9 protein-coding genes, 1 tRNA gene, 1 pseudogene, 1 riboswitch and 1 other annotated feature are annotated in these 12,852 nt (G+C 31.5%); of the genes and pseudogenes, 9 read left to right on the forward strand and 2 right to left on the reverse strand.

The annotated features are described in order from the left end of the window. Window positions 1-77 precede the first annotated feature (77 nt). Window positions 78-1,295, reverse strand: coding sequence for an ammonium transporter (locus CA_RS03690; protein ID WP_010964001.1), 1,218 nt, complete (start codon window positions 1,293-1,295; stop codon window positions 78-80). 398 nt (window positions 1,296-1,693) lie between these two features. Further along, window positions 1,694-1,867: riboswitch (M-box (ykoK) riboswitch) on the forward strand. A gap of 268 nt (window positions 1,868-2,135) precedes the next feature. Here CA_RS03690 and CA_RS03695 point away from each other — a divergent pair. From CA_RS03695 to nth, 6 genes and pseudogenes are all read left to right on the forward strand, one after another. Next, window positions 2,136-3,417: pseudogene (locus CA_RS03695) on the forward strand (magnesium transporter). A gap of 12 nt (window positions 3,418-3,429) precedes the next feature. Further along, window positions 3,430-4,656, forward strand: a complete 1,227-nt coding sequence (locus CA_RS03700) for an Nramp family divalent metal transporter (RefSeq protein ID WP_010964004.1) — start codon at window positions 3,430-3,432, stop codon at window positions 4,654-4,656. A gap of 318 nt (window positions 4,657-4,974) precedes the next feature. Continuing rightward, window positions 4,975-5,679, forward strand: a complete 705-nt coding sequence (gene sleB, locus CA_RS03705) for a spore cortex-lytic enzyme (RefSeq protein ID WP_010964005.1) — start codon at window positions 4,975-4,977, stop codon at window positions 5,677-5,679. A 66-nt stretch (window positions 5,680-5,745) separates the two neighbouring features. Then, window positions 5,746-5,961: a binding site (T-box leader), on the forward strand. A gap of 54 nt (window positions 5,962-6,015) precedes the next feature. Beyond that, a complete protein-coding gene (epsC, locus tag CA_RS03710) occupies window positions 6,016-6,576 on the forward strand; it encodes a serine O-acetyltransferase EpsC (protein WP_010964006.1) in 561 nt (186 codons plus the stop codon). Between the two features lie 256 nt (window positions 6,577-6,832). Next, window positions 6,833-7,552 (forward strand): lysophospholipid acyltransferase family protein, encoded by a 720-nt coding sequence (locus CA_RS03715; RefSeq protein WP_010964007.1) that lies wholly within the window; start codon window positions 6,833-6,835, stop codon window positions 7,550-7,552. Beyond that, a complete protein-coding gene (gene nth / locus CA_RS03720; RefSeq protein WP_010964008.1) occupies window positions 7,553-8,188 on the forward strand; it encodes an endonuclease III in 636 nt (211 codons plus the stop codon). Window positions 8,189-8,232: 44 nt separating this feature from the next. Here nth and CA_RS03725 read toward each other — a convergent pair whose 3' ends face one another. Beyond that, window positions 8,233-9,264 (reverse strand): M42 family metallopeptidase, encoded by a 1,032-nt coding sequence (locus CA_RS03725; protein ID WP_010964009.1) that lies wholly within the window; start codon window positions 9,262-9,264, stop codon window positions 8,233-8,235. Window positions 9,265-9,407: 143 nt separating this feature from the next. On the opposite strand from CA_RS03725, the gene CA_RS03730 reads away from it, so the two are divergent. The 3 genes from CA_RS03730 to uxaC all read left to right on the forward strand — a co-directional run bounded on the left by CA_RS03730 (window position 9,408) and on the right by uxaC (window position 12,709). After that, on the forward strand, window positions 9,408-10,643 hold the full coding sequence (locus CA_RS03730; protein WP_010964010.1) for a VanW family protein: 1,236 nt from the start codon (window positions 9,408-9,410) through the stop codon (window positions 10,641-10,643). Between the two features lie 73 nt (window positions 10,644-10,716). Beyond that, a tRNA-Leu gene (locus CA_RS03735) sits at window positions 10,717-10,799 on the forward strand. Window positions 10,800-11,305: 506 nt separating this feature from the next. After that, window positions 11,306-12,709, forward strand: a complete 1,404-nt coding sequence (gene uxaC, locus CA_RS03740) for a glucuronate isomerase (RefSeq protein WP_010964011.1) — start codon at window positions 11,306-11,308, stop codon at window positions 12,707-12,709. Window positions 12,710-12,852 lie beyond the last annotated feature (143 nt).

The raw sequence follows: 12,852 nt of genomic DNA on the forward strand, positions 1-12,852 counted from the left end.
ACTTTAGAGATTAAAGTTCCATATTATAAAACTATAAAGTTAATGAAAATTACATCTAAAGTAGTATGTTCTGAATTTTAATCTATGTGATAAGCTCTTTCTCCATGTATAGAGATATCAAGGCCTTGAAGTTCTTCTTCGTCAGTAGAACGTATTTTGAATATTAGAGACACCACTTTAATAATTATTATTGTCCCAATTATAGAATAAGCATAGGTAGCAGCAGTTGCTTCAAGTTGTTTCAAAACAAGAGAAGCATTGCCATAAAGAAGTCCATTTGCACCAGCTGAATTAACAGCTTTTGTAGCAAATATTCCGGTTGCTATAGCACCCCAGGTACCACCAATACCATGACAGCCAAAGGCATCTAATGCATCGTCATAGTTAAATTTCTTTTTAAGGAAGCTAACTGAGAAGAAGCATATAATTCCGCCAATAATACCTATAACTAATGAAGAGCCAACTGTTACAAAACCGCAGGCAGGTGTTATAGAAACGAGACCAGCTAAAGTACCTGTTAGGGCACCTAAAACCGTTGGACGTTTTGTAATAAACCATTCACAGGTAATCCAAGCAGCAGCAGCCGCAGCAGCAGCGGTATTTGTAGTTATAAAGGCATTCATAGCTACATCGTTTATAGCTAAGGCACTTCCTGCGTTGAAACCAAACCAACCAAACCATAAAAGCGTACCACCTATAAAGGTTAAAGTAAGATTGTTTGGAGAGGTTTTTATATATTTTCTCTTTCCAATCATTATTGCAGCAACAAGACCAGAGGCTCCGGAACTTATATGAACTACAGTTCCTCCAGCAAAGTCTAAAGCACCTAAATTTTTAATCCAGCCACCGTTACCCCATACCCAGTGTGCAAGTGGATCGTATATTATAGTTGTCCAAAGAAGTATAAAAAGTATAAATGCGGGAAATTTTATTCTTTCAGCAAAAGCACCTGTAATTAATCCTGGAGTTATAATTGCGAACATTAATTGGAACATCATAAATAGGCTATGAGGAATAGTGCTTGAATATGGTGCAAAAGGTTTAAAACCTACATGATGTAAAAGTGCATATTGGAAATTTCCTATAAGGCCTGAAATATCAGGGCCAAATGCAATAGAATATCCTATTAAAATCCATTGAAGGGATACTATAATCATACAGGCATAACTGTGCATCATAGTACCTAAAGTGTTCTTGGTTTTAACCATACCTCCGTAAAACATTGCAAGAGCAGGTGTCATTATCATTACTAAGACTGTAGAAAGAAATACAAAAGTAGTATCTGCGAAATTCATAATAATAGCCTCCTTTTTTAAAATCTTCGTTAATAAGTAGTCCAATATTTTATAATGATATCAAAGATAAATAAAAATTGCAAGTTTATTAAATAAATAAGTCCTAAAATGCAAAAAAAATAATAAAGAGCCCTTAAATTTTAAATATCGTATTTTTTAAACAAGTAAGAATGCTCGATAAATTATTTTTTTAATAATCAACTTTAATAAGTTTTTAATTTTAAGGTTGAAAAATTCACATTTTATACTATAATTAAAAGTATAGAGCAGATTTAAACAAATATGTTGTTGTAGGACATTCTACTGTACTGTATCTTATTAAAGATATGGTGTTTAGATGTTGTAATTTAAAATTAACAGTATATATTTTCTGCTTTAAATAATAATATAATAAGAAGAAAAGTTTTAGTTAGGTGAGGCTCCTATATAGATATACGCTACTGCCCAGAAACATCGAGAGATGCCAAATTGGGTCAGCAGATATTACCGAATCAAGGTTCTATCTAATGTAGCTGGATTTATAGTTTTAATCTAAGCTATATAGTGCTAAAGCTCTACTGTCTAATTTCGTATTAGAGTTTATGAGTGAGCCTTTGATGGCTTTTTTTTATTGTAAAGAGGAGTGAGTTTTTATGGAAAGTGGCCCTCATTTAAGCGAGGACGATCTGAATTTTACAACTGAAGAGAAATTTGAGGAATGTTTTTCATATATAACTTGTTAATATAGATATATACGATTCCAATCTTTCTCTTCAAGCTAAATTAGAGAACATAACTGTGTATTACTTGCCAAGAATTAGATTTTATTTAGGTGAAGTATTTCAGTAAAGTTTGAAAGGGATGATTGGTGTGCAGAAATTATTAAATAACTTTTTTTTGAGTGAAGTACTTTATAGAAAAGTATATGACGAATATGGTGAATATGTAGGTAAATTATGGGATATATATGTCACTGCTGATGAATCATATCCTAGGGCAATTGGATATAAGATTAAGAAGGGCGGAGAATATATCAACTATGAATTTAAGTCAATACATTTTTACAGGGAAGATGAAAGTAGAAAAATTTATATGCAGGTTAAAGCAGTAAAGGATACTATAATGAGAAAATACTCATATTTACTCTCTAAAAATCTTTTAGATAAACAAATAGTTGATATAAATGGAAAGAAGCTTGTAAGAGTCAATGATTTAAGAATGGCTAAAATGGTTGGAGAACTTAAAGTTATACGCAGTTGATACGGGCTTTATGGCATTAAGTAGGAGACTTGGAGTTGAAAGAATTATATGGGGTTTTTATAAATTAACTGAAAAAAAGCCTATGGAAAATTATATAATGTGGAACGATGTAGAGTCTTTAGAAATGGTTAATGATAATTTAAAGTTGACAGTGCCTTATCAAAAGCTTTCAACTATGCATCCGGCTGATTTAGCCGATATAATTGAAGATATGGATTTTAATTATAGAAAAAAGGTTTTTGAAAGTCTTGATGAAAATTTAGCTGCTGACATACTAGAGGAGATAGACCCAGATATTCAAGCGGATATACTTGAAAGCCTAAGTGATGATAAGAAAAGTGAAGTACTAGATAGTATGCCTATTGATGAAATTGCAGATATCTTGGATGAAGTTGATGAAGAAACTGCTGAAAAGATATTGCTTAATATGGAAAAGGAAGATGCAGAAGAAGTTAGAGCACTCATGGGGTATGGAGAAGAAACCGTGGGTAGTATAATGAACAAGGACTTTATTTCATTTAATGTGAATATAACGTTGAATGAAACTTTAGATATAATGCGTGAAATGAATCCTGAGGATGAGGTAATATACTGTATTTATATAACAGATAATGAAGGAAAGCTAGAAGGCTATGTATCTCTTAAGGATTTACTCTTTATGCCACCAGAAAAGAAGCTTAAAGATGTTATGAATAAAAAGATTGCTTTTGTAAAAGATTCAGATAAATTAGAGGAAGCAATAGAAACATCATCAAAGTACAATCTTATTTCTCTTCCAGTAGTTGATAATGACAACAAGTTATGTGGGATTATATTAGTTAATGATTTAATTGATGAAGTACTCCTACCAGCGTGGAAAAAGAAATTTAAAAAAGTTGGCTAAGAAGGTGAGCATATGAAAAAAAAATTTAGTAGACTACTGTTTATTTTTAGTATAGTTGGACCGGGGCTTATTACTGCAAATGCGGGTAATGATGCAGGAGGTGTGACTACCTATTCAGTGATAGGCTCTAAGTATGGATATTCTATGCTTTGGGGATTGTTTGCAATCGGCATAGGACTTGCTGTTGTTCAGGAAATGAATGCTAGAATGGCAGTAGTTACCGGAAAAGGATTATCTGATTTAATAAGAGAAAGGTACGGCGTAAAGTTGGCATTCTTTGCAATGCTTGTTTTAATGATAGCAAATCTAGGGGTTTGTATAGCTGATTTTGCTGGAATTGCCGCAAGTTTGCAATTATTCAATATAAATAAATATATATCTGTTCCAATACTTGCAATAATGATATGGATTATAATGACAAAGGGAAACTACTCAAAGGCTGAAAAAGTATTTTTGCTTTTAACTCTTACTTTCTTTGGGTATGTTATTACAGCCTTTATGCTAAAACCAAATTGGTCTAATGTGTTTTCACATATATCAAATCCAGGTGGAACCTTGAGTAAAAATTATTGGCTTGACCTTATAGGAATGGTAGGAACAACAATAACTCCTTATATGCAATTTTACTTGCAGTCTTCAATTGTAGATAAAGGAATATCATTAAAAGAATATGGTTATGAAAAGCTTGATGTTTATTTAGGTACTGTATGGGGAATTTTAACTGCTTTATTTATAACTATATGTACGTCAGAAACACTTTTTAAAGCTCACATGGCAATATCAAGTGCTCAGGATGCGGCAGCGGCTCTAAAACCTCTTGCAGGTCAATATTCATTTGTGCTATTTGGTGTCGGTTTGTTTGGAGCATCTTTTCTAGCTTGCTGTATTATACCGCTGTCAACATCTTATGCGGTATGTGAGGCCTTTGGCTTTGAAAGTGGACTTGATAATAAGATTAAAGAGGCACCTGTGTTTTTCGGATTGTTCTTTTTTATGATTATAACAAGTGTAATTATAGTTTTAATGCCTAATATATCTTTAATAAGTATAATATTGTTTACACAGCAGTTAGCAGGGGTACTATGTCCTGTAGTGCTAATATTTATGATAAAGCTTGTTAATGATAAAGAAATCATGGGTAAGCATACTAATAATAGGCTTCAAAATTTTATAGCTAAGTTTACGATAGGGCTTATAATTATACTTACAATACTAGCTTTTGCTGGAAATTTTGTATAGATTATTATTTATATATGCATGAATCTATTTAGATACAGATTCATGCATATATTTTTGTGTAAAATTATAAATAGTTGTATTTGAAATTTAGTACTTTTATACTCCTTGATATTAAATTAATTATAATACAAATAAATATAGATAAATAAAGTTTTTAGTATTAAAATTTTATTTTTGAACAAAATATCTTTGAAATGATTTATATATGAAATCTAGTTTAACTACTAATTTATCAGTAGAGTCTTTAGCAAGGTAGGTTAGTTTTAATATTAGATTTCTATGAATAAAGACTATATTTATTTGGCGGAGGTAAAATTTATGAAAGGAATTTTGAAGTATAAAAGAAGTATAGTACTTAGTTTAGCTGTACTTATATCATATCTGAGTATCTATGTGTGGCTTCTGCCTTATAATAATGCAGTAAATGCCATTACATATAAGTACGGATCAAATGGAAGTGGAGTAATTCAAATTCAAACAAAACTTAAAAATTGGGGTTACTACACGGGAAAAATAGACGGAGTATATGGATATCAAACCTATACGGCGGTTAAAAAGTTTCAAACAAAGAATGGTATTTTGCCAGATGGAATAGTTGGAACTGCTACGTCAGCAGCACTTGGAATGACAACTACGCAGCCCACTGTTGCATCAAGCAGTTATTCAAGCTACAATCAAAATGTAACCCTTTTGGCAAGACTTATAAATGGTGAAGCTAGAGGGGAGCCATATGCGGGTCAGGTTGCGGTTGGTGCAACGGTAATAAATAGAACTAAAAATCCTAAATTTCCGTCAACAATTGCAGGAGTAATATATCAGCCAGGAGCTTTTACAGCGATAGTAGATGGTCAAATTCATGCTACCATGGAACCTAATTCAATAAGAGCCGCAAGAGATGCTTTAAATGGTTGGGATCCATCTGGAGGAGCAATCTATTATTTTAATCCGGCAACAGCTACAAGTGGATGGATATGGTCAAGACCACTTATAATAATTATAGGTAAGCATAGATTTTGTAGATAAAATCATGTTGACAAAAACTAAATAATGTATATAATAAAATTAGAATTAATTCTTACTAAAATAGTCAGAAATGCTTTGATAAAGTAAAGTAGTATAGTGAAAGTTTTAAGAGAGGGAATGTTAGCTGAAAAATTCCTAAATGGAAGCTGTATGAAGTGCGCTTTGGAGTACATCATTTGAAGTATGAGTAGGATGATGCGGTAATACCCGTTATAGTATGGAGCATTATATGTGCTTTTGTTTTAGAGTGGAATAGCGAGTAAGTATGACTTCGTCTCTAGTGAGAGACGGGGTCTTTTTTTATAAATATAGTTTTTTATTATAAGGGGTGCTAAGATGTTTAAGTCAATAAGGTATGATATAAATAGAGTTTTGCAGAATGATCCTGCTGCGAGGAACGGACTTGAAGTTTTTTTGTTGTATCCATGTATACATGCACTTATTTGGTATAGAATAGCCCACGTTTTTTATAAACATAAGATGTTTTTTATTGCAAGACTATTATCACAAATTGTAAGAGCTTTTACAGGAATAGAGATTCATCCAGGAGCGACTATAGGAAAAGGACTTTTTATTGATCATGGTATGGGAGTTGTAATAGGAGAAACAGCTGAAATAGGTGATAATGTTGTTATGTATCATGGTTCTACCTTAGGGGGAACTGGAAAGGAAACTGGCAAGAGACATCCAACTGTTGGAAATAATGTGTTTATAGGTTCAGGTGCAAAGGTGTTAGGACCAATAAAACTTGGTGATGGATGTAAGATAGGTGCTAATGCTGTTGTTCTTAAAGATGTACCTTCCAATAGTACAGCTGTAGGTATTCCAGCAAAAGTAATTTTGCCCAGTAGTAAAAAAGAAAAAGTAATTGATTTTAATGATTATTGCAATAAATAATTTTATGTATATAAATCGGGATGGTTTCTGCTGTTTCGATTTTTCTTTTATATAAGATTTGTAATTGAAAATTGTACCGAATTTTTTACGGTAATATATTAAAGAGTACATATATATTAAGTTTTACGCTTGGGTTTTATATGGATAATCGTTATCATTAGACTTTTTAGATATTTTACACTATAATAGGTTTTGACATATATAAAAATTATTAATGCAAATTTTTAAGTTAATGTTTTGAAAGGTGGAATTTTATATGGTTTCTCCTGTAGTAGCTAGAATTATTGAATTACTACCGGATTCTTGTGTTGGTTTTATAGGTAAAAGAATTTTAAATATGTATTTAAATAAATATGCTGATATAAATGTTCATGGCATGGAAAATTTAAAGGGAATAGATAAGCCAATTATGTTTATAGGTAATCATCTAAGTAATTCTGATGGACTTGTTCTTAACAAGGTATTGAAGGATTACGATGTTACTTTTGTAGCAGGTGTTAAGTTAAAAGGAGATGCTATTACTAATTTAGGTACATATTGTGTTAAAACAACAGAAATAAAGCCTAATACAGCTGATAAAGATGGTATTTATAGAGTTATAGATATCTTAAAGAGTAATCATAATATACTAATGTTTCCAGAAGGTACTAGGAGTAGAACCGGAGCAATGATAGAAGCTAAAAGAGGGCCGTTATTTATAGCAAAGCTAAGTAAGGCTATTATAGTACCAGTTGGTATATGTGGAAGTGAAAAACTTCTTCCTATTAATAAGGAAGGAAACATGAGTAATGAAAATTTTCATCATGCTAAAGTTGAGGTTAATATAGGTAAGCCTTTTTATTTTGATAAAAGGATGAAGGAAGAAAGCAAGAAGGACTACGAGAAAAGGGCTCTTGATAATGCTATGTATAAGATCGCAGAACTAATACCTGAAAATTATAGAGGAGTCTATTCTGATATAAAGAAGGTGCTTTAAATAGAGAAAGAAAAGGTAAATAAAATAGTAGATATACTTTATGAAATGTATCCACAAGCTAAATGTGCACTGGATTTCAAAACGCCCTATGAGCTTTTGATAGCTACAGTATTAAGTGCTCAATGTACAGATAAGAGGGTAAATTTAGTTACACAAGAGCTGTTTAAGGAATATAATACTCCATATAAAATGTGTGAGCTTACAGAGGAAGAGTTGCAGGAGAAAATTAGAACTTGTGGACTTTATAAAAATAAAAGTAAGAATATACTTGAGGCCTCAAGAGGACTTATTGATAGATTTAATGGAGAAGTTCCTAGTAATATGGAGGAATTAACAAGTCTTCCAGGAGTGGGGAGAAAAACTGCAAATGTGGTTATGTCAAATGCATTCGGAATACCAGCTATTGCAGTGGACACTCATGTATTTAGAGTTTCAAATAGAATTGGACTTGCAAAAAGTAAGAATGTGTATGAAACAGAGAAACAGCTTATGGAGAATATAGATAAAAAAGATTGGTCTACAATGCATCATGCTCTAATATGGCATGGGAGGCAAATATGTAAAGCGCGAAGGCCGGATTGTGAAAAATGTGGGTTAAAAGAAGTATGTAATTACTTTAAAGAAAACAATAAATAAAAAAGTACTGCAAAGCTTAATTTATATAGCCTTGCAGTACTTTTTTATTCAGATGTACAGTAATTTATAAGAAGATCTAATGTTGCTAGCATACCATCTAAATGAGTTCTTTCGTAGCCATGTGAGGCATATACGCCAGTGCCTATAAGAGCTGTTTTTATATCGTATCCGCTTTTTAAAGCAGCAGATGCATCCGAACCATAGTATGGATAAGTATCTATCCTATATGGTATATTTTTATTTTTGCATATATCTACCAGTCTTTTCCTGAATGCATAATCGTAAGGACCAGAAGAATCTTTTGCACATATACAGGTTGCAAATTCAGAAGAGTTTTGACCTTTTCCTGGAGCTCCCATATCTATACAAAGTAATTCTTTGGTATTTTGAGGGAGGTTTGAGGCACCATGCCCAACTTCTTCATAGGTACTAAAATAAAAATTTGTTGTGTACTTAAGCTCAATGTTATTGTCTATAAAATGCTTTATGGCGTAGAGCATTATGGCAGCGCTAGCCTTATCATCAAGATGTCTGCTTTTTATAAAACCACTATCAGTAAATTTTATTCTTGGATCAAAACATATGAAGTCACCAACGTTAATTCCAAGAGCTTCAACATCTTCCTTAGAAAAAACCTTTTCGTCTATTACAACTTCCATATTTTCAGGTATTCTTTTTAACTCTTTGGCATCATTGTGGATGTGAACAGATGGTTTGGTTGATTGTATTGTTCCAGTATATTTTTTGTCGTCAAGTGTCATTATGTTGCAATTTTCGCCTTCTATTGAATTCATCATATAACCACCTATAGGAGTAAGTGAAAGAGTACCATTTGATTTTATCTCTTTAACCATTGCACCTAAGGTATCTAGATGTGCAGAAATTGTTCTTTCGAAGGAACTATTTTTTCCAGGAAGGGTTGCCATTATATTACCCTTATTTGTTATTTTATAATGAACTCCAAGTTTACAGAACTCTTTTTCGATATAGCTGACTACATCATGAGTATAGCCAGAAGGACTATTTATTTGTAGTAGATTTTGTAAAAAAACTGTTAATTCCTTAGAATTATGCATTGTATCAACTCCTTAGTAACTATTTTACACAACGAAAATAAAATTTTCAAATATTTATAATTTAAGAGAATACTAATTGTATATTTTATAGTATAATTGTAAAGAAAATAAAAATAGGTGACCTTACACCAGAGGAGAGTTCTATGAAAAAAGTAGTAATAGGTGCATTTTCAAGTGCAATAATTATAATTTTAATAGTATTGAGCAGCATTTATATAAAGGTTAAAAAGTGGGATGGTCTTGTATATAGAGGGGTTACTATTGATAGAGTTGATGTATCATCTAAAACTAAAAAAGAAGTCCAAGATATTGTAAAAAAGAAATTCGATAAAATAGTACAAAATAGAACCATTAATATGGTAACAGATGATAATAAGACAATACCGCTTAAGTATAGTGATATAAATGTAAAATATGATATTGATAAAGCTGTTAGTGGGGCATTTGATTACGGTAAAAGCTTAAGCATCTATGATAGATATAAGCTTCTTCATAATCCTAAAAAGCTCGAAATTAGCGTAGGTATGACCTATGATAAAAATGCTCTTGAAAATTCAATAAAGAATTTAAGCAATACTTTAAATAAAAAAGCCAAGGATGCTACTATAGTAAAAACAGCTTCAGGATTTCAAATAACTCCAGAGGCTGATGGAAAAAAAGTAAATGAAGATAAGTTAAAAGCTGATATAGAAGGCAAAATAACGGATAATAATATAACAGACTATAATGTAAAAATAAATATGGATGCTGTTAAGGCAAATGCAACGCAGGACAAGCTTAAAGGAATCAATACGCTTATAAGTTCTTTTAATACAGAATATGCATCTTTATCAAGTCCTCAGCGTGCAAATAATATTACACTTGCTACAAAAGCTATAAATGGTATTGTGCTTATGCCAGGAGATTCTTTTAGCTTTAATGGAGTTGTTGGGGAGAGAACAGCTGCAAAAGGATATCAATCAGCACCGGTTTTGATAGGAAATAAGTCAGATATGGGACTTGGTGGAGGTATATGTCAAGTATCTACTACCCTATATAATACCGTTTTAACATCAGGAATAAAAGCAACTGAGAGACATCATCATACGCTGCCATCACACTATGTTCCTGTTGGATATGATGCTACTGTTGATTATGGAACTTTAGATTATAAGTTTAAAAATACATTAAGCTTTCCTATATATATAGAGGGAAATACAGATAATGGACATGTTACCTTTAATATTTATTCTGATGCGAGTCTTCTTTCTAAGACCTACAAGGTGAGCAGCGAAAATATTTCAGATTCGGTTCCTAAAGCAAAAGTTTATTTGGAAACTTATGAAAATGGTACACTTATATCTAAAGATATGATTGCAAATGATGCTTATAGTAAGTAAAAAAATTGAAATTTTAAAATTAAAGTAGTATAATATAGTGAAATAGCTTAGGTGATGAGTGATTTTACTATGAGCGGATATGGCGGAATTGGCATACGCGCTAGTTTCAGGTACTAGTGAGAAATCATGCAGGTTCGAATCCTGTTATCCGCACCAAATTAAGAACAGCACCCAATAGAATTTTTAAGTGGATTTGAGAATTTTATTGGGTGCTGTTTTGTTATTGACATATATAAATATTTTTTAATTATATTGAACTAGAGTTGTGCATACGTTAACAATTATACACATAAACAATAATGTGATAACGTTTACTCAAGACGATTTAAATAAAAATTTATAAGAACAGAATTATAATAATGGAATTTTAATAGTTGCATGTAAATAAATGTTAATTTATGTGATATTTATTATAATAAGACTCTAAAAGTTGATTTTTTTATTTGTAAGTAACAATACATAATTACAAAAGACTGCAAAAAAATACATTACACTTAAAAAAATATATTATTGCCTATTTTAAAGTATAAAATTTAAAAATAGTTGTTCACGTTCACAAAAAAGTCTTGATATTTAAAATTATTGGTATATAATTAAAGTAGGGAACCTGATAACGTTACCAGGTTTGCGCCATTATCCGTTATTTAGGAAGGGGAATTTTCATGAAAAATTTTATGGATGAAAAATTTATGCTGTCAACAAAAGTAGCAGAAGATTTATACAATGATTTTGCTAAAGATATGCCGATAATAGACTACCACTGTCACATAAGTCCGCAGGAAATATGTGAAAATAAGAGCTTCAAAAATATAACAGAAGTTTGGCTTTATGGTGATCACTATAAATGGAGACTTATGAGAAGTTCTGGAGTGGATGAAAAGTACATAACAGGCGATTCATCTGATTATGAAAAATTTTTAGCATATGTTAAGGCAATTGAAACTGCTATAGGAAATCCTCTTTATCACTGGTCACATTTAGAATTACAGAGATACTTTGGTGTGTATGAAGTTATAAGCGAGAAAAATGCACCTGTAATATGGGAAAAAGCAAACAAGGTTCTAAATGATGGACTTACTGTTAGAGAAATAATTAAAAAATCAAATGTTAAAGCAATTTGCACAACTGATGATCCAATAGATTCATTAGAATATCATTTGAAACTTAAAGAGGATACAAGCTTTAATGTAAAAGTTCTTCCAGCATTTAGACCAGACAAAGCTCTTGGAATAAACAAGGATGGATACACTGATTGGGTAAGTAAATTAGCAAAAGTTTCAAAGAAAAATATAAATAGCTATGACATGTTCTTAGAAGCTCTTAATGATAGAATAGAGTTTTTCCATTCAGTTGGAGGAAGAGTTTCAGATCATGCTTTAGATTATGTACCTTATTTAGAAGCTTCAAAAGAAGAAGTAAATACTATATTTGCTAAGGCTTTAAAGGGAGAAAAAGTTAGTTTTGAAGAGGAAACTAAATTTAGAACATTCACTATGAAATTCTTAGGTAAAAAATATGCAAGCCTAGGTTGGGCAATGGAACTTCATATGAATGCTAAGAGAGATAACAACACTCGTATGTATAACAAATTAGGACCTGATACAGGATTTGACTCAGTTAATGATAATGGAGTTGCTGGACCACTTTCAAGATTCTTAGATTCACTAGAAAAGGAAGGTTCACTTCCAAAAACAATAATTTACAGCTTAAATCCTAATGATAATTTTGTTATTGGAACTTTACTTGGATGTTTCCAAGGAACTGAGGCATTTGGAAAAATTCAGTTTGGAGCTGCATGGTGGTTCAATGACCACAGGGATGGTATGGTAGAGCAGATGGAAACACTTGCAAACCTAGGAGCGTTTAGCACATTCATTGGAATGCTTACAGATTCAAGAAGTTTCTTATCATATACTAGACATGAATACTTCAGAAGAATACTTTGTGATTTAATAGGAAAATGGGTTGAAAATGGCGAAGTACCAAATGATATGGAGTTACTTGGAAGAATAACAAAAAATATATGCTTTAATAATGCTAATAATTACTTCGAAATGGGACTATAATCATTCCATTTTATTGTAATTAAAAATAATATAGTTTATTTAGGGACTATTGTGTTATATTATGAATATGCTAATATGTTTATGAGGAAGCCAGTTTACTTTCTTAAGTTATATTATGATAACTTAAGTTTTATTTTGGACTC

This window comes from Clostridium acetobutylicum ATCC 824 (assembly GCF_000008765.1).
Taxonomy (GTDB): Bacteria; Bacillota; Clostridia; order Clostridiales; family Clostridiaceae; genus Clostridium_S; species Clostridium_S acetobutylicum.

Bases quoted from the DNA above. Each gene is read 5' to 3' on its own strand.
- CA_RS03690 (WP_010964001.1), bottom strand. From the start codon at position 1,295: ATGAATTTCGCAGATACTACTTTTGTATTTCTTTCTACAGTCTTAGTA.
- CA_RS03700 (WP_010964004.1), top strand. From the start codon at position 3,430: ATGAAAAAAAAATTTAGTAGACTACTGTTTATTTTTAGTATAGTTGGA.
- sleB (WP_010964005.1), top strand. From the start codon at position 4,975: ATGAAAGGAATTTTGAAGTATAAAAGAAGTATAGTACTTAGTTTAGCT.
- epsC (WP_010964006.1), top strand. From the start codon at position 6,016: ATGTTTAAGTCAATAAGGTATGATATAAATAGAGTTTTGCAGAATGAT.
- CA_RS03715 (WP_010964007.1), top strand. From the start codon at position 6,833: ATGGTTTCTCCTGTAGTAGCTAGAATTATTGAATTACTACCGGATTCT.
- CA_RS03725 (WP_010964009.1), bottom strand. From the start codon at position 9,264: ATGCATAATTCTAAGGAATTAACAGTTTTTTTACAAAATCTACTACAA.
- CA_RS03730 (WP_010964010.1), top strand. From the start codon at position 9,408: ATGAAAAAAGTAGTAATAGGTGCATTTTCAAGTGCAATAATTATAATT.
- uxaC (WP_010964011.1), top strand. From the start codon at position 11,306: ATGAAAAATTTTATGGATGAAAAATTTATGCTGTCAACAAAAGTAGCA.